The 18,815-nt window shown below is 39.3% G+C and carries 13 protein-coding genes and 1 pseudogene; 12 read left to right on the forward strand and 2 right to left on the reverse strand.

What is annotated here, in order from left to right; genetic code table 11:
- Nucleotides 1-62: 62 nt before the first annotated feature.
- From LG296_RS05920 to pyrE, 8 genes are read left to right on the forward strand one after another with little or no spacing between them, the layout of a single operon-like run.
- On the forward strand, nt 63-944 hold the full coding sequence (locus LG296_RS05920) for an aspartate carbamoyltransferase catalytic subunit (protein ID WP_251397140.1): 882 nt from the start codon (nt 63-65) through the stop codon (nt 942-944).
- The gene (locus LG296_RS05925) at nt 941-2,218 is read left to right on the forward strand and encodes a dihydroorotase (RefSeq protein ID WP_251397143.1); all 1,278 of its coding nucleotides are present in this window, start codon (nt 941-943) and stop codon (nt 2,216-2,218) included. The genes LG296_RS05920 and LG296_RS05925 overlap by 4 nt, the downstream gene beginning before the upstream one ends.
- Nucleotides 2,218-3,318 (forward strand): carbamoyl phosphate synthase small subunit, encoded by a 1,101-nt coding sequence (locus LG296_RS05930; protein WP_251397145.1) that lies wholly within the window; start codon nt 2,218-2,220, stop codon nt 3,316-3,318. Before LG296_RS05925 ends, LG296_RS05930 begins: the two co-directional genes overlap by 1 nt.
- Nucleotides 3,311-6,508, forward strand: a complete 3,198-nt coding sequence (carB, locus tag LG296_RS05935) for a carbamoyl-phosphate synthase large subunit (protein WP_404427660.1) — start codon at nt 3,311-3,313, stop codon at nt 6,506-6,508. Before LG296_RS05930 ends, carB begins: the two co-directional genes overlap by 8 nt.
- On the forward strand, nt 6,508-7,281 hold the full coding sequence (locus LG296_RS05940) for a dihydroorotate dehydrogenase electron transfer subunit (protein ID WP_404427661.1): 774 nt from the start codon (nt 6,508-6,510) through the stop codon (nt 7,279-7,281). Before carB ends, LG296_RS05940 begins: the two co-directional genes overlap by 1 nt.
- Nucleotides 7,278-8,189, forward strand: coding sequence for a dihydroorotate dehydrogenase (locus tag LG296_RS05945; protein WP_251397154.1), 912 nt, complete (start codon nt 7,278-7,280; stop codon nt 8,187-8,189). The genes LG296_RS05940 and LG296_RS05945 overlap by 4 nt, the downstream gene beginning before the upstream one ends.
- Nucleotides 8,190-8,897 carry an orotidine-5'-phosphate decarboxylase gene (pyrF, locus tag LG296_RS05950; RefSeq protein ID WP_404427662.1) on the forward strand — a complete coding sequence of 236 codons (708 nt, stop codon included), beginning with the start codon at nt 8,190-8,192 and terminating at the stop codon, nt 8,895-8,897.
- Nucleotides 8,898-9,527, forward strand: a complete 630-nt coding sequence (gene pyrE / locus LG296_RS05955; protein WP_404427663.1) for an orotate phosphoribosyltransferase — start codon at nt 8,898-8,900, stop codon at nt 9,525-9,527.
- A gap of 415 nt (nt 9,528-9,942) precedes the next feature.
- Here the strand turns inward: pyrE and LG296_RS05960 are convergent, their stop codons facing one another.
- Entirely contained in the window at nt 9,943-13,677 is a 3,735-nt protein-coding gene (locus LG296_RS05960; protein WP_404427664.1) for a S8 family serine peptidase, read from the reverse strand.
- Nucleotides 13,678-14,039: 362 nt separating this feature from the next.
- Nucleotides 14,040-15,722: an NFACT family protein gene (locus tag LG296_RS05965; RefSeq protein WP_404427665.1), complete on the reverse strand. Its 1,683-nt coding sequence runs from the start codon at nt 15,720-15,722 to the stop codon at nt 14,040-14,042.
- Between the two features lie 214 nt (nt 15,723-15,936).
- Here LG296_RS05965 and LG296_RS05970 point away from each other — a divergent pair, with 214 nt between their 5' ends.
- The 4 genes and pseudogenes from LG296_RS05970 to coaBC all read left to right on the forward strand — a co-directional run.
- Nucleotides 15,937-16,800 carry a YicC/YloC family endoribonuclease gene (locus LG296_RS05970; protein ID WP_404427666.1) on the forward strand — a complete coding sequence of 288 codons (864 nt, stop codon included), beginning with the start codon at nt 15,937-15,939 and terminating at the stop codon, nt 16,798-16,800.
- A 211-nt stretch (nt 16,801-17,011) separates the two neighbouring features.
- The gene (gene gmk, locus LG296_RS05975; RefSeq protein WP_251397171.1) at nt 17,012-17,629 is read left to right on the forward strand and encodes a guanylate kinase; all 618 of its coding nucleotides are present in this window, start codon (nt 17,012-17,014) and stop codon (nt 17,627-17,629) included.
- A 5-nt stretch (nt 17,630-17,634) separates the two neighbouring features.
- The gene (rpoZ, locus tag LG296_RS05980; protein WP_107933913.1) at nt 17,635-17,859 is read left to right on the forward strand and encodes a DNA-directed RNA polymerase subunit omega; all 225 of its coding nucleotides are present in this window, start codon (nt 17,635-17,637) and stop codon (nt 17,857-17,859) included.
- 407 nt (nt 17,860-18,266) lie between these two features.
- Nucleotides 18,267-18,812 (forward strand): annotated as a pseudogene (gene coaBC, locus LG296_RS05985) (bifunctional phosphopantothenoylcysteine decarboxylase/phosphopantothenate--cysteine ligase CoaBC); the annotation flags it as partial.
- Between the last annotated feature and the right edge of the window lie 3 nt (nt 18,813-18,815).

Raw genomic sequence — 18,815 nt, forward strand, 5'->3', positions numbered from 1 at the left:
ACTAATAGGGATCTAGTAAACGTGTTTTCTAGAGGAAATACGACAATTAGGAGGAAGAGGTAATGAGAAACTTATTATCGATGGAGCATTTATCAAATGAAGAAGTAATGCAGATTATAGAACGCGCCGCTCAGTTTGAGGATGGGGAAATGACAAGATTAGCAAAATCCTATAACGTAGCAAACCTTTTCTTTGAGCCAAGTACTAGAACGAAAACAAGCTTTGAAATGGCTGAAAGGAAAGTAGGATGCACAGTAATCCCGTTTGATGCTGACTTTTCGAGTGCATTAAAGGGAGAAACAATGTATGACACTGTCAAAACTCTTGAAATGATTGGAATGGATGCAGTCGTCATTCGAGCTAAAGAGGATGAATATTATAATGAGCTTCTTGAAGGGATCAATGTAGCAGTCATTAATGCAGGAGATGGTGCTGGGCAGCATCCTTCTCAGAGTTTGCTTGATTTATATACGATACATAAGGAATTTGGATCATTTGAAGGCTTGAATGTCACAATCGTTGGTGACATATCTCATAGCCGTGTCGCTAAATCAAATGCAACTGCACTAAAACGTTTAGGTGTGAACGTTCGCTTCTTATGTCCACCAGAATGGGCTGGAGATTTTGAAGCATATCACTCCTGGGATGGACTAATTGAGGATAGTGACGTGGTCATGTTATTAAGAATTCAGCATGAACGTCATGTTATCAATAAAAGCTTTTCAAAAGAAAGCTACCACGAGCAATATGGACTGACTTTTGAACTCGAAGCAAAAATGAAGAAAAACGCGATTATCATGCACCCAGCTCCAGTCAACCGAGATGTAGAAATCGTATCAGAGCTTGTAGAATGTGAACGTTCAAGGATATTCGATCAAGTTCGAAATGGCGTTTTTGTGAGAATGGCAATATTAGAGACACTCCTGGAGGGAAGATCGATATGACAAAATATATTCAAAACGTAAAATTACTAAACGGACAAAGTGAACTAGTAGAAAGTACGATAACAATCGTTGACGGACGCATCACAGAAATAGGTGGAGAACAGCCAGCTGGTGCTGAAATAATTGATGGTAGAGGAAACTTCCTGGCACCAGGATTTGTTGATGTCCATGTGCATTTACGTGAGCCTGGATTTGAACATAAAGAAACAATTGCAACAGGTACCGCATCTGCTGCAAAGGGTGGTTTTACAACTATTTGTGCGATGCCAAATACGAAACCAGTGCCTGACTCGGTTGAAAATTTGGAATTAATCAACAGCTTAATCGAACAAAGTGCAAAAGTGCGAGTACTGCCATATGGATCATTAACGGTTGCTCAATCTGGTGACGAACGTACGGATTTAGAGGCGCTTAAAGCGAGGGGTGCAGTTGCCTTCTCGGATGATGGAGTTGGTGTACAGCTTGCAGCAACGATGTATGAGCAAATGCAGGCTGCAGCAAAGCTTGACATGGTTGTGGTAGCACACTGTGAGGATAACTCGTTGATCTACGACGGGGTTATGCATGAAGGAAAACGTAATAAAGAGCTTGGTTTACCAGGTATTCCTTCGATTTGTGAGTCGGTGCAAATTGCCCGTGACGTTCTGTTGGCTGAAGCAGCAGGAGCACGTTACCACGTATGTCACGTTTCTACGAAGGAATCTGTACGCGCAGTAAGAGATGCAAAGGCGGCAGGTATTCGAGTTACTGCGGAGGTTTGTCCACACCATCTTCTATTAGAAGAAATGGATATTCCAAGTGATGATGCGAATTGGAAAATGAACCCGCCATTACGAGCAATCGATGATAAAGACTCACTGCATGCTGCACTACTTGATGGAACAATCGATTGTATCGCAACAGACCACGCACCTCACACAGTTGAGGAAAAATGCTGTGGAATGGTTGGTGCTCCATTTGGGATTGTAGGCTTTGAAACAGCATTCCCACTTTTATATACACAATTTGTAGAAACGAAGAAATGGACTTTGAAGCAATTGGTAGATTGGATGACGGTTAAGCCAGCACAAATCTTTGACCTTCCATATGGAACATTAGAAGTAGGGGCTGCAGCTGACCTAGTATTAATAGATTTAAATCAAGAACAATCAATCAACCCAGATGAATTTGCATCAAAGGGTCGCAATACACCATTTACTGGATGGAAGGCAAAAGGCTGGCCGGTACTAACAATGGTTGAAGGTAACATCGTTTACAACGAGGAGGCAAAATAATGAAAAAGCGATTATTGATTTTAGAGGATGGAACAGTATTTTACGGGTACGCATTCGGCAGCGAAAGAGCGTCACAGGGTGAGGTAGTATTTACAACGGGGATGACTGGCTATCAGGAAACGTTATCTGATCCATCCTTTTACGGACAAATCGTTACATTCACTTATCCGTTAATCGGGAACTACGGCATTAATCGTGATGATTTTGAATCCATTACACCAGCTATTCGCGGCATGGTCTGTCGCGAGCTTGCAAAGGAACCTTCGAATTTCAGAAGTGACCTTTCATTAAATGATTATCTAGTGTCACAGGATATTCCCGGTATTGAAGGAATTGACACACGCAAGCTAACAAGAATTATTCGTTCAAAGGGTGCTGTAAAAGCGATGCTGACAGCAGCTGATGAGGAAGTAAATATAGATGAAATAGTAGCAACGTTACAAGCGACACCATTAATCACAAATCATGTGAAAGAAGTGTCACCTAAAGCGGCTTACCCAAGTCCAGGGCGTGGAAAACGTGTTGTACTAATAGATTTCGGTATGAAGCATGGTATTTTACGTGAGTTAAACAAACGTGATTGTGACGTACTAGTAGTACCTTACAACACTTCAGCACAACAAATTTTAGCATGGCATCCAGACGGCATTATGCTATCAAATGGACCTGGAGACCCTGCTGATGTAACAGAGGGCATTGAAACAATTCGTAATTTAATCGGAAAAGTTCCAATCTTCGGTATTTGCTTAGGGCACCAGCTGTTTGCATTAGCTAGTGGAGCAAAAAGCTTTAAGCTTCCATTTGGTCACCGCGGCGCAAATCACCCTGTAAAGGATTTACGCACTGGTCGTACAGAGCTTACCTCACAAAACCACGGCTATGCTGTTGATGAAAGCTCACTAGCATATACCGATTTAGAAGTAACACATGTTGCCCTAAATGATGGAACAGTTGAAGGATTACGTCACAAAAAGCATCCAGTATTTACAGTGCAATACCACCCAGAAGCATCACCGGGACCAGAAGATTCCAATCACTTATTTGACGAATTTATTGAATTAATGGAATCACATGTAAAGGAAGGGAAACAACATGCCTAAACGTACAGATATTGAAACTATTTTAGTAATCGGATCAGGTCCAATCGTAATTGGACAAGCAGCAGAATTTGACTATGCAGGTACACAAGCTTGTCTTTCTTTAAAAGAGGAAGGCTACCGTGTAATTTTAATCAACTCAAACCCTGCCACAATTATGACAGATACAGAAATTGCAGACAAAGTTTATCTTGAACCAATTTCACTAGAATTTGTATCACGTATTTTACGTAAGGAACGTCCAGATGCAATCCTTCCAACACTTGGTGGACAAACTGGCTTAAATATGGCTATCGAATTAAATGACTCTGGCATTTTAGATGAGCTAGGAATTGAAATTTTAGGTACGAAATTAGATGCCATTCATAAGGCAGAAGACCGTGATTTATTCCGTACTTTAATGTATGAATTAGGTGCACCAGTACCTGAATCTGATATTATTACAAATCTTGAGCAAGCAAAAAACTTTGTAGCTAAAATTGGCTACCCAGTAATCGTACGTCCAGCCTTCACTCTTGGCGGTACAGGCGGAGGAATTTGCTCAAACGATCAGGAGCTAGAGGAAATCGTAACAAGCGGCTTGAAATATAGCCCTGTAACACAATGTTTACTTGAAAAATCAATTGCAGGCTATAAAGAAATTGAATACGAGGTAATGCGTGACTCCATCGATAATGCAATTGTTGTGTGTAATATGGAAAACTTCGACCCAGTGGGGATTCATACAGGCGATTCAATCGTAGTAGCACCTTCTCAAACATTATCGGATCGCGAATACCAAATGCTGCGCAATATTTCATTAGATATCATCCGCGCTCTAAAAATTGAAGGTGGATGTAACGTACAGCTAGCATTAGACCCGAATAGCTTCAATTATTATGTAATTGAAGTAAACCCGCGTGTTTCACGTTCATCAGCATTAGCATCTAAGGCAACTGGTTATCCAATTGCGAAGCTAGCAGCGAAAATTGCAGTAGGCTTAACTTTAGATGAAATTGTCAATCCAGTAACAGGGTCAACTTATGCTGACTTTGAACCAGCACTTGACTATGTTGTTGCAAAAATTCCACGCTGGCCATTCGATAAATTCGAATCTGCAAAACGTAATCTAGGAACACAAATGAAGGCAACTGGAGAAGTTATGGCACTTGGCCGCAACTTTGAAGAAGCCATTCTAAAAGCAGTTCGCTCGCTTGAGACGGGACATACACATATTGAGCTGAAGCACGCTGAAGAAAATAGTGATAACTGGATTGAAAAACGTATTCGTAAAGCAGGGGATGAGCGTTTATTCTTCATCGGTGAAGCATTACGCCGTGGTGTAACGATAGAAAAAATTCATGAATGGTCAGAAATTGATCTTTGGTTCTTAAACAAATTACAAAACATCATCAAAATGGAAGCCACTTTAGCTGACAACGTAAATAATGCAGAAATTTTACGTCAAGCTAAACGTATGGGCTTTGCGGATAAGAAAATCGCCGAGCTTTGGAACACAAATCCTGAAGCGGTATATGCATATCGTAAAGAACAAAACATTATTCCGGTATACAAAATGGTAGATACTTGTGCTGCAGAGTTTGAATCAACAACACCATACTTCTACGGAACTTATGAGGATGAAAATGAATCCATCGTAACAGAAAAACCATCCGTAGTCGTGTTAGGGTCTGGCCCAATCCGAATCGGACAAGGGGTTGAGTTTGACTATGCAACAGTTCACTCGGTATGGGCAATTCAAGAGGCTGGCTATGAAGCAATCATCATCAACTCAAATCCAGAAACAGTTTCTACCGACTTCTCGATTTCAGATAAGCTATACTTTGAGCCGCTGACGATTGAAGATGTAATGCACATTGTTGATTTAGAAAAACCAATCGGTGTAGTTGTTCAATTTGGTGGTCAAACTGCTATAAACCTAGCTGACAAATTAGCGGCAAATGGTGTGAAAATTTTAGGAACAAACTTAGAGGATATCGATCGTGCAGAAAACCGTGATAAGTTCGAGCAAGCCTTACGCGAATTAGATGTACCACAGCCGGCAGGAGAAACAGCTATATCAACTGTAGAAGCATTAGAAATCGGTAAAAAACTTGGCTTCCCAGTGCTTGTTCGCCCATCTTATGTATTAGGTGGACGTGCGATGGAAATCGTATATAACGAGCAAGAACTAGAGCATTACATGGAAAATGCAGTAGAGGCTTCGCCGGACCACCCAGTATTAGTTGACCGTTATTTAACGGGGCAAGAAATTGAGGTAGACGCAATCTGTGACGGCGAAAATGTGTTGATACCAGGGATTATGGAGCACGTTGAAAGAGCAGGCGTTCACTCGGGTGACTCAATCTCTGTATATCCACCTCAAAAGCTAACAGACGAACAAAAAGCAACAATTGTTGATTACACAACTCGTCTAGCAAAAGGGTTAAACATAGTAGGGCTGATGAATATTCAGTATGTACTATCAAAAGGGAACATTTTCGTAATCGAAGTAAACCCGCGTTCAAGTCGTACTGTACCGTTCTTAAGTAAAATTACAAATATCCCGATGGCTAATATCGCAACAAAGGCTATTCTTGGTCAATCCATTGTAGAACAAGGCTACCCAACTGGTTTAGCGAAGGAGCAAAAGGGTGTATTTGTAAAAGTACCAGTATTTAGCTTTGCAAAGCTTCGTCGTGTAGACATTACGTTAGGACCTGAGATGAAATCAACAGGGGAAGTAATGGGGAAAGACTCAACATTCGAAAAAGCTTTATACAAAGGCTTTGTAGCAGCAGGGATGGAAATCAAAACTCATGGAACTGTGTTATTCACAGTATCTGATAAAGATAAAAAGGAAGCGATTGAGCTGGCGAAACGCTTCAACACAGTTGGCTACCGCATTATGGCTACTGAAGGTACTGCACAAAGCTTTAAAGAAGCTGGTGTACAAGCAGATGTAGTTGGAAAAATCGGGTCAAAAGAAAAGACATTACTAGAAGTAATTCAAAACGGTCAAGCTCAGTTAGTTGTCAATACTTTAACTAAAGGTAAGCAGCCAGCTCGTGATGGCTTCCGAATTCGCCGTGAATCTGTTGAAAATGGTGTACCTTGCTTAACATCATTAGATACAGCAGAAGCAATGTTAGAGGTTATTGAATCAATGACATTTACAGCAGAAGAAATGCCAAAAGCGGAGGTAGTTCATTAATGATTCAACAAGAACGAATGATTGTCGTTCGTCAAAGAGAAATAGCTCATCATATTTTTGAACTAACATTACAAGGTCAAATTGTTCAGGACATGAATCCTGGACAATTTGTCCATATTCGTGTGTCAGACAGCTTTGAGCCACTTCTTCGACGACCAATAAGTATTTCTAATATAGACAAAGAAACAGGTGAAGCAACTGTTATCTACCGTGCTGAAGGAAGAGGTACACAGATACTTTCCCAAAAACAAGTGGGCGATGAAGTAGATGTTCTAGGTCCATTAGGAAATGGCTTCCCAGTAGAGGCTACACATGAAGGCGGTACAGCATTATTAGTAGGTGGAGGGATTGGCGTACCACCACTTTATGAGCTATCCCAACAATTGAATGCACGAGGCATCCGAACAATTCATGTATTCGGATTTGCAACGGAAGATGTATGCTTCTATGACGATCAGTTTACGACTTTAGGTGAGACGCATTTCGTAACAGTTGACGGTACGAAAGGAACAAAAGGCTTTGTAACGGATTTACTTGAGGAGCTAAAGCCTGAATTTGATGTCTTTTACGCATGCGGCCCTTTACCGATGCTTCGCGCATTAGAAAACTTTTATCCAGATAAGACTGGATTCCTATCCTTCGAAGAACGTATGGGCTGTGGAATTGGTGCTTGCTTTGCATGTATTTGCAAAACGACAGATCAAACAGACAAGGATTATGTAAAGGTTTGTTCAGATGGACCAGTGTTCCCGAAAGGAGTTGTAGAGTTATGAGTCGACTAAGTATTCAACTCCCAGGCTTAGATTTAAAAAACCCAATCATGCCAGCTTCAGGCTGTTTCGGATTCGGTAAAGAATTTTCTAATCTCTATGATTTGTCAAAGCTTGGGGCCATCATGATTAAAGCTACTACTGTAGAGACACGTCTAGGTAACCCAACACCTCGTGTAGCAGAAACGGCAGCTGGGATGCTAAACGCAATTGGACTGCAAAACCCAGGCTTAGAAAAAGTAATGAAAAACGAACTTCCATATTTAGAACGCTTCGATGTTCCAATTATTGCAAACGTTGCAGGAACGACAACGGAAGACTATGTGGAAGTGGCTGAGAAGATTTCTGAAGCGGCAAATGTAAAGGCACTAGAGTTAAACATTTCCTGCCCGAACGTCAAGCATGGCGGAATCACTTTTGGTACAGATGCTGTTGTCGCTAGAGAATTAGTAGAAGCAGTTAAAAAAGTTTCAAAGGTTCCAGTTTACGTGAAGCTATCGCCAAATGTAACGGATATAGTGGAAATAGCAAAAGCTGTTGAAGCAGGTGGAGCAGACGGTATTACGATGATTAATACTTTGGTTGGTATGCGTTTAGATGAACGTACTGGTAAGCCTGTTATTGCAAATGGTACAGGTGGTTTATCAGGTCCTGCTGTTAAACCAGTAGCAATACGTATGGTTTATGAAGTATACAAAAATGTAAACATTCCGATTATCGGTATGGGTGGAGTAACAAACGCACAGGACGTAATTGACTTCATGTCTGCAGGTGCATCAGCCGTTGCAGTAGGTACTGCAAACTTTGTAGATCCTTTCGTTTGTCCGAATATTATCGAAGCATTGCCAGCTCGCCTAGAAGAGCTTGGAGTACAACGCATAAAAGAAATTATCGGAAGGAGTCATCTGTAAATGAACACGAAACCAATCATTGCACTAGACTTTCCAAGCGAAAAGGAAGTATTCCAGTTTTTAAGCAATTTTAATGAGCCGATTTTCGTGAAAATTGGAATGGAGCTATATTTACAAGAGGGCCCTAGCATTGTTCAAAAGGTAAAGGAACAAGGCCATGATATTTTCTTAGATTTAAAGCTTCATGACATCCCAAATACCGTAAAGTCTGCCATGAAAGGATTAGCTCGTTTAGGCGTGGATTTAGTTAATGTACACGCAGCAGGTGGAATCGACATGATGCGTGGTGCACTTGAAGGTTTGGAGGCAGGAACGCCAGCAGGTAAGGAAAGAGCGAAACTAATTGCAGTTACACAGCTAACTTCAACGACAGAAGAACAAATGAAGAGTGAGCAAAAAATCAACTTAACGTTACTTGACTCTGTATTGCATTATGCAAGTATCACAAAGGATGCGTGTTTGGATGGAGTTGTTTGCTCTGTGCACGAAGCTGGTCAAATCGGTGAAGCTTGTGGCCAGGGGTTTTTAAGAGTAACACCTGGTATTCGTTTACCGGGTGGAGAAGCTCACGATCAAAAACGAATTGCAACACCAAACGGGGCAAAGGCTAGCGGCTCATCGTTAATCGTTGTGGGTCGCGCGATTACTGGAGCAGCTGATCCAGCAGCTGCATATAAAAAAGTTTGCGAATTATGGGAGGAAAACTAAATGTCATTACATAAAGAAATTGCTCTTGGAATGCTAAAGGTAGGAGCTGTCGAATTAAATCCAACTGATTTATTTACTTGGGCTTCAGGAATAAAATCACCAATCTACTGTGACACACGTTTAACAATTTCTGACGTAGCAGTTCGTAAACAAATCGCGCATGGTCTTGCACAAAATATCAAAGAATTTTTCCCTGAAACAGAAATTGTAGCTGGTACAGCAACTGCTGGAATCCCGCATGCTGCATGGGTTTCAGATGTATTGGAGAGCCCTATGGTGTACGTTCGATCTAAAGCAAAAGAGCATGGCCGAGGCAACCAAATCGAAGGGAAAATTGCACCAGGTCAAAAAGTAGTCGTAGTAGAGGACATCATCTCAACAGGCGGCTCATCGATTACAGCCGTAGAAGCATTACGTGCAGCTGGCTGTGAAGTAGTAGGCGTTGTCTGCGTTTATACATATAATTTACCACGTGCCGAACAAGCCTTTGAAGAAGCCGGCATAAAATACGTCTCCCTAACAAACTTCGACTACCTAGTAGAAGCAGCAACAGAAACCGGTGCTATCAATGAAGGCGATATCCCATTCTTAAAAGAGTGGCACGCAGATTTGAAGGCAGGGAGATTATAAATCTCAAACGAATAGCTTATTTTGTAAATTTATTTATACTAAACGGGAGCTGTGCCGAAAGCTTCGACAGGCGCACCGCGGATTTGAAAGAGTTTGAAAAGAAGGAGTTCATCAATTTGATGAACTCCTTTTATTAATATGGTAGAAGTGTAGAAATCGATTCGTGATGTATTTCTTACTCCAAATGAACTGTACCACGCTGTAAAATCAGAGTCCCAATGCATTTTCATACATCCGATGAAATGCACCAGCCGCAAAATCAGAGTCGCGATGCATTTCATTTACCCGATGAACTGCATCCCACGCACAAAACAGACTCACAATGCATTTCATTCACCCGCCAAAAACAATAAAGAGTAGCCAAATAAAAAAATGGAGAAAAACGTCTCCGTTTTTCTCCATCTTCAAACTTTACTTATTTTCCATTCCCTTTTCCATTGCCTTTACCGTTTCCATTGCCATTCCCTGGTTTCTCATTCGAGCTTCCAGTCTTTTTGATTTGGATTGTTTGAGTTGTAATGTGGCCGGCTAGGTCTTCTGCTTCGATAACAAATTCGTTAGTACCATCAACTAATTCAAGCTTTAATTCGATTTGCTTTTCGAAGCCTTTCATTGCGTAAGGTGAAGAAAGCTCGTGCATGAATCTCTCATCGCCGTTTACAGTTAAACGTAGCTCGTCAAAATTATCCTTTAATGTAACGATAACAGTTGCTACACTATCCTTTGTGTTTTTAGGAACGCTACCAAGTTTAATAGTTGGTGCTTGTGTATCAACGAAAATTTGACGTGCAATTTGCATTTCATTGTTGAACTCGTCAATTGCTTTCACACGAACGTTATGGAAACCATCTTTTAGGTTTAGCTTGTGTGAGAAGTTTAAACCATCAAATGCTGCTTTTGCATCATTTACGGTTACTGAAGTAATTTTAGAATCATCTTCAATTGTTCCGTATACGTCCACTTCGTTAGTATTAAATACATCGAATAATCCAGGAGACTGGATGTAAATAACAGGTGCTTTTGTTTCTGCTGTGCTTCCTACTTGGAAATCATATGCAGTCGCGTTACGAGCAGCATCCACAACCTGGACAGTAATTTTATCTTTATTTGTTAACTCGCCTGAAACTACAAAGCTAGTAGTTGCAGTTGCTAGATTTTGTGAAACAGCTTTGCCATTTACAAGTACTTGCCAGTATTCCACGCCCGTACCTGAACCTACATCAGCAAAATCAGAAGCTGAAACTGTTTTTGTGGCAGTATCGAAGCTTATTTTTGCCGTTGGTGCTGCAGTATCGACTTTTACAGGGTATTCGATGGATTGCCATTCTGCACCATCATAATCGATTACACCACTTAAGCGGATTTTGTAGTCACCGTCAGCAGCGACTTTATTATTAATTTTTCCATCCCAGCCGTAATTTGTATTGTACGTGTAAGGAAGAGTAGTAGCTGAAGAAACATAATGCTTTCGTAAATCATTTGCAGTACGAACAGTACGTACAACCTTGCCCTTACTATCTACAACTTCCACTTTAAATTGTTTTGCATTACGGAATAGAGAGTATACAGGGATTGCTTTATCACGAACACCATCACCATTTGGAGAGAAACCAAAGCGAGTTGTGTCAAAGCTGCCTCCACCATCAATGAAATTACCTTGTTCATCAGCTAAAGCAGTATAGCCCCAGTATGTTAGATCATCCCATGCAAAGTAATCGAAAATACGAGCATCATCCCAGCCACCGTTGAATCCAAAGAATGGTACAGATAATGGAACATTGCCTGTAATTTCTTCATTTGCATCTGTTAGAGTAACAAATCCATCTACAAAGAAACCATTTTTATAGATTGAACGAATGTCAGCTGGAATATCAGTTACATCCACTGAAACTGTAATTGTTGCTGTACCGTTAGCTGGAACAGTAACAGTTTCTGGAGCATCAATATCGGCTTCTACGTCAGTTAACACGTATGAACCGTAAGTGTTTGTTGGAGTAATGTATAAACCTCCGCCAGCATTAGCAGGATAGTCGATTTGAAGCTGAGTATTTACATCATATGTTGCTGCTTCACCTGAATAATTTTTCGCTTGAAGTGTGAAGGAGAATTGGTCGTTTTTAATTTCTTTTAACGCAACCTTACCTTCTTTTGAATTACTTTCTGTAACTACAACATCTGATGTAAGAGCATTTGCAATCTGCATTAAACCCGCACCCTGACGACGAGGTGATACATATTCACCTTCATATAGCTCGATTGGAGTTGCAGTATTCATTAGTAGATTTTTAGTAAGCTGAACACGTTCAGCACCAGTTAGGTTGAATTCTGTGTCAACACGTTCTAAAACTAATGCACTACCACCGGCAACATGAGGAGCAGCCATGGATGTCCCACTCATAATACCGTATTCATTGTCGTTTAAAGTAGAGAAGATGTTGCCTCCTGGAGCTGTAATTTCAGGTTTGAAGTCTAAGTTTGGTGTTGGACCCCAAGAAGTGAAGCTACTCATTTCGCCAGCGGTTGGATTTGGAACCTCGATGAAATTCCCTTCAAAAGATACTGTTACCGTTTGCCCGTTAGCAATAGCCGCTTTCAAAGCTAATCCATCTGACTGCAATGTTGACATAAATGGAATTGTAATCGCAGGATCTGATGCCATATTGATTGTACCAGCTGCATTATTGTAAACAATTGCAGCTACTGCACCAGCATTTTGCGCGTTGATTCCTTTTTCAACAAAAGAGATATCACCACGAGAAATTAGAGCTACTTTCCCAGTAAAGTCTTTCCCAACGAAATCATCAGGATAACCTAAACCAGCATCTACTACTTCAACTGCTCCAGATAAAACTGATCGCGGATCTGCATCATTTGCTGCTAGATATAGAGCTCCACCAGCTTTTTCACCATCGAATTGATAGTCAAAGCTATAAGCAGTGATCATACTATTTTCAAAGGATGCAACACTAATTGAGTCTTGTGAAATACCAGGAGAGCCTGTTACACCATAATCCTGATTTTCAGCGTATGGATAGAAGGTACCTGATCCATACATATCTGAGTTACCTGAAGAGATAGCAACAATAATTCCGTTTTCAGTTGCTCTTGAAACTGCTTGTTGTTCAGGACTATTTGAGTCAACATAGCCAGCAGGAGAACCTAAAGACATATTAAGTACGTCTGCATTTAGTTTAATAGCATCGTCAATTGCCTTAATGTAGATATCTCCATAAGTAGTAGAGATTAAAGGGTCATTCCCGAATACTTTAAGAGCCAAAAGCTGTGCTTCTGGAGCTACTCCTTTAATACCGTTGTTTTCTTCGTCGCCATTTGCCGCAACAGTTCCACCTACGTGCATACCGTGCATAGAGGCTTCAGGACCTAAATCTAAAATTTCATGGCTTGCATCCATATAGTTATAGCCAAAAGGAACCTTGGCAGTATAGAATTGACCATTTTCGATAGATCCATCTGCTAACAGTGCGTTTACTTCGCTTTCAGTTAACTCGCCTGTACTGTTGTCAGATAAAATCATATCCTTATGGCTAGGGTCGATACCTGTATCAATGATTCCGACAATCATACCTTCACCTTTGAAGCCATAATCATTCCAGGCTTGTTGTGCCTGAACTAATTCCTTTGAATAGACCATATCTGGCGTCTCTTCTGGTCTTTCGTATTCTGTCGCCTCATATACAGCTTTAACTCCAGTAGTTGCTGCAATTTTCTCTACAACCTTCGCTTCAACCTCGGCAGAGAATCCATTAAATACAACTGTGAAGTTTTTAAGATATTTCATAGAAGGAGCAGCAGCCTTTAAGCTTGCTTTTGCGTTTTTTTGCTCTTTCTCAACAGCAGCTTCTATAGATTCTTTTTCTGCTGCTTTTAATTCTTTGTAAAGAAGACCTTTTTTCGTCGCTTTTTGAATTGCAGGTTCTCCCTCAAGCTCGATTACAATACGAACTTTTTCGTCAGGATTTTCTGGATTGATTAGTGATTTAGAAATGTTGGCTTTTGGTTTTTCTTGCTGAATTGTTGGTAAATTTTTAATACTTTTTGTACTAGCACTTGCAGCACTAACGTTAAATAGCGCTGAACTTAATGACAGCATAAAAATAAGTGCCACTAGTAAGGACTTCCTTAAATTCATTCGTTTTCCCCCTGTTTCATATAAAAGTTGTTGTAGAAAAACTGAAATTAAATCTATAGCGACTTTAGATTTAAGAGAGTTATTTCTATTATTCTATTATTTGATTGGCAGACAGAATATTCCTTCAATTGTGTAAATTTTGAATCTAAAGGATGATACTTTTGTTTGGAAAATAAATGGGAAATGAATTATGGCGTCGCATTAAGTTGCTAATTGTCGAGAAGGAGTGTTAATAGACCTTTTGGAAGATTTTAAGATAATAGAAAAGGCTTAGTGCATAGGGGATAATATGACTATTTCAAAGGATAAAAAAAGATCTAAGAAGGTGAAAATCTTCTTAGATCAGGAAAATTATTTTAATTTTATTTTTTTAACTTCATAACAAGCTCTTCATCTGGTGTGACATAAAGTGTCTTTTGTTCGAAATATATAACAAAACCAGGCTTAGATCCATTTGGCTTTTTTACTTGTCGAATTTCAGTATAATCGACAGGAACTGAGGAAGAATCTCTAGCTTTACTAAAATAAGCACTTAAAGTTGCTGCTTCATGTAGAGTTGATTCATCGGGTTCGTTTGAATGGATAACGACGTGTGAGCCTGGGATATCCTTCGTATGTAGCCAAATCTCTGATTTTTTTGCGAGCTTGAAGGTTAGATAATCGTTTTGTTTATTATTTTTTCCGACAGAAATCGGTATTCCAGTAGAAGAAACAAAGGATTCTGGCGAAGGCTTCGTCGGTTTTTTCTTCTTTTTGCTTGCACGGAGGCGAAGATAACCTTGCTCTGCTAGTTCTTCACGAATTTCCTCGATATCTGCAGGGGATGCTTGGTTAACCTGAGCCATTAGCATTTCGAAATACTGAATTTCACTTTCCGTTTTTTCCAGCTGCTCTTTAACCATTATAAGAGCGTTTTTAGCTTTATTATATTTACTATAATAGCTTTGAGCATTTTCAACAGGAGTTTTTCGTTCACTTATAGGAATTGTAATTTGTTCACCAGCTTCACTATAGTAATTGGAAACCGTAACCTCCTTCATGCCTTTCTCAAATAAGTAGAGATTGGCCATTAACAATTCGCCATAAAGCTGGAACTTGTCGAGTTTAGATGCATGATCTAAGTCCTTTTGAAGCTTTTTGATTTTAAGCTTCAATTTGTTAAGCTCATTTTGAAGCCAACGTTCTAGGTCTCCGGCTTGCTGCTTTACACGATCACGTTCGGCACGTGCAAAGAAAGTACGGTCTAAAAGAATACTTAGTGTTTCATAGGCTGTTTCTGCACCTTCTAAATGTGTTAGCTTTGTAGGCGAGAAAAAGATTTTTCGATCAACCTCGATATAGGTTGGACGGGCACTTTTTACAATTTCATCAAGAAAACCTCGGAAATGAGTTACTTTATCGTCACCTTGTAGTCGATGCAATAACTCCTGTGCATGGGTTGGCGAGAAGCCTTTAAATTGTTCAACAATTTCTTTTGTTGAAGTTTCCTCAGTGAAAAATTGATTTATTTCTTCATCACTAACCAGTAAGGGATTCTTTTTGTTTTGCTCAGGCGGTGTGATATAGAGCTGTCCAGGTAACACTGTACGATAGCTATTAATAGATGGAGGTAAATGCTTCAAGCTATCAATAATTTTGCTGTTTTCCTTATCAATCAAAATAATATTACTATGTCGTCCCATTATTTCGATTGTTAGCTTTCTAAAAATTTGGTCCCCAATTTCATTTTTACTTTCAATATTTAATGAAATAACTCGTTCAAAGGGGTCTGTTTCAATGGTATGAATAAAGCCGCCTTCTATGTGTTTACGAAGTAGCATGCAAAACATCGGTGGTTCAGAAGGATTATCAATCGAATGCCCGGTTAAATGTACTCGAGCGTAAGATGGGTGAATAGAGCTTAATAATTTGAAATTCTCGCCATTTGCCCGTATGTGTAATACAATTTCAATGGCGTTAGGTTGGTGAATTTTAGTTATACGACCAGTTTCTATTTTTTTTAATTCATTTGCCATTGCAAATGTAAATAATCCATCAAAAGCCATGATTGTGTTCCTCTTTTCTAAAAATCAATTTGAAAATGGTGAAAATTCTTCTGTTTCTTATTAGATAGAAAAAATCTATTTCACATTATACTACAGTTCTAGCACGTTTCCTCCAATATTTACTTTTTATAAACCTCTTAGATTAAAAATTTACTTAAATGTGTTATACTTGGAATAGTATGCAAAGAAAGGTGTGATGACCTTGGTGCGTAGTATGACCGGTTTTGGCAGGGGTGTCACAGCTACGAATAACTATCAACTCACTGTGGAAATTCGTTCAGTGAATCATCGTTTTTTAGAAATTTATACGAAGTTTCCAAAAGAGTGGTTTGAGGCTGAAATCGCAACAAAAAAACAATTATCACAATATGTGAAACGTGGGAAAATTGATGTTGCGATTGATTTGAAAACCATTGGGAATGAGAAGTTAGCTATCCAAATCAATTGGCCATTAGTTGAAGCTTATCAAAAGGCTAAGGAACAGCTTCAAGAAGTCGTTTCTATAGAAGAGAAATGGTCGATGAAAGAAATTCTTTCATTAGAGAATGTTATATCTTATGAAAAACAGGAATTAGCCCCTGAAGAGTTAATGACATCGATTGGACTCGCAGTTAAAGAGGCTGCAGAAAAATTAGTTGAAATGCGGATTCAAGAAGGTCAGCAGCTGAAACAAATTTTGACAAGTTTTAATCGCCAGTTAAAAGAATTAATCCAACGTATTAGGGGATTATCTGGTGAAGCTGTCAATAAGTTTCGAGATAAACTAATTGATCGCATAAAAGAAATTGGTAATTTAGATGAACTAGAAGATCGATTGTTGGCAGAAGTGGCAATTTTCGCTGAAAAAATTGATATCTCTGAGGAACTGGATCGTTTGACTAGTCACTTTAAACAGTTGGAAAGTACAATTGAAGAGTCAGAGTCTATTGGACGTAAATTAGATTTCTTAATGCAGGAAATGCACCGGGAAATTAATACGATTGGTTCTAAAAATCAAAATTCCGAGATTTCACTAGCAGTTGTTCAATCTAAAACAATTCTAGAAAAAATGCGTGAACAAGTACAAAATATTGAATAATAAAAGTATCACCCTTTAAAGTGGCAAGAATCCTCTATATAAAAGGAGTCTTCTATTTAATGGGAATTTCACTTCTTGTTAAAACCTCATCGATTTAACTTTATAAGTAGAAGAATAAAAAAGTCCCCACAATTTAAAATTTTACTTTATACTGTAGTAATCATTAAAAATATTGTTGTAAAAGCAGTAAGTAAGGGAGAATTTGAGAACAATGAGAAAAGAACGAGGTTTATTAATTGTTCTATCAGGCCCATCTGGTGTCGGTAAAGGAACAGTACGTAAAGAACTTTTTTCTAAGGCCGGCACTAATTATGAATATTCGATTTCAATGACAACTCGCTTGCCTCGTGAAGGTGAAATTGATGGAGTAGATTACTTCTTTAAATCACGTAATGAATTTGAAGCGCTTATTGAAGAAGGCGGCTTATTAGAGCATGCTGAGTTTGTCGGTAACTATTATGGCACGCCACTTGCCTATGTAAATGAAACCTTGGATGCAGGTCGTGATGTATTTCTTGAAATAGAAGTGCAAGGAGCAGCTCAAATTCGTGAAAAAGCTCCAGATGCTCTTTTCATCTTCTTGGCGCCACCAAGTATTTCTGAGTTGCAAAATCGTCTAATTGGACGCGGTACTGAAACAGAAGAAATTATTAAAAAGAGAATTGATACGGCACGTAATGAGCTTGAAATGATGAGTTTATATGATTATGTGGTTGAAAACGATGAAATTCAAAACGCATGTGATAAAATAAATGCAATCATTGTCGCTGAGCATTGCCGTCGTGAACGTATTGAAAAAACCTATTTGTCTATGTTGAGAGGAGAATAAATTATATGTTATACCCATCTATTGACGCTTTAAAAAACAAAATCGATTCAAAATACTCTTTAGTGAGTTTAGCTTCAAAACGTGCTCGTCAAATGCAAGAAGAGGGTAACGAGCAATTAGCCAAATACGTTTCTTACAAACCAGTAGGTAAAGCACTAGAAGAAGTAGCAGCTGGCGTACTAAAAAAAGAAAAACAAGACGCATCAACAATTTACGAAGACGAAGTTTAATTAATAGATACATTAAATTTGTAACATTAGACAGAGCGGATCAAATGTATCTTTAACAGTATTTGGGAAAGGTATTAATTGTAGAACTCGCAGCCTACCGTGTAAGCTGCGCAAAAATTTCCGAAGTATTAGAACAATAGACTATATTGAGCGGGCCTTCACAAAAGCACATAGACAAGTCGGAGAGACACTTCAAGGTGGCTCTGCGGCTTGTGTGCTTCCGAACGCTCAATTAAAATACTATTATTAGAATCCTTGTTAAAAACTGTTTGAGGTGTATATAGTACATTTTTTGTCGCTCTCCAAACTTTAATTTCTAGTTCTGAATTTGTTTGTAGATAAGTTGTTATTAAGAAGCTCCCGAAGAATATTTCTTTGGGAGCTTGTCATTTGAAAGGAGATTAGCCATGCAAAAAAATATTTTGCTTTGCGTATCAGGCGGGATTGCAGTCTATAAAGCAGTAGCACTTGTGAGTCAACTAACAAAAGCACAGTTCAACGTAAAAGTCATTATGACTGAATCCGCAAGGGAATTTGTAACACCTCTAACGTTTCAGGTCATGTCAAAAAACGATGTATTCTTTGATACTTTTGACGAAAAAGACTCAAGTAAAATCGCACACATTGATTTAGCTGATTGGGCCGACCTAATTCTAGTCGCTCCAGCTACGGCAAACGTGATCGGAAAACTTGCCAACGGTATAGCAGATGACATGGTGACGACTACTTTACTTGCTGCTACCTGTCCTGTCTGGCTAGCTCCTGCCATGAACGTACATATGTATGATCATCCTGCTGTAAAACGCAATATTGCTCAGCTTGCAGAGGATGGATGTTCCTTTATCGAGCCGTCAGAAGGATTTTTAGCCTGTGGGTATGTCGGTAAAGGGCGACTAGAAGAACCAGAAAAGATAACACAAATTGTGGTCGACTTTTTTAAAGAAGAAGTAAAAGAA

The sequence above is a fragment of the Ureibacillus chungkukjangi genome (genome assembly GCF_044795995.1).
GTDB classification, from domain to species: Bacteria; Bacillota; Bacilli; order Bacillales_A; family Planococcaceae; genus Ureibacillus; species Ureibacillus chungkukjangi.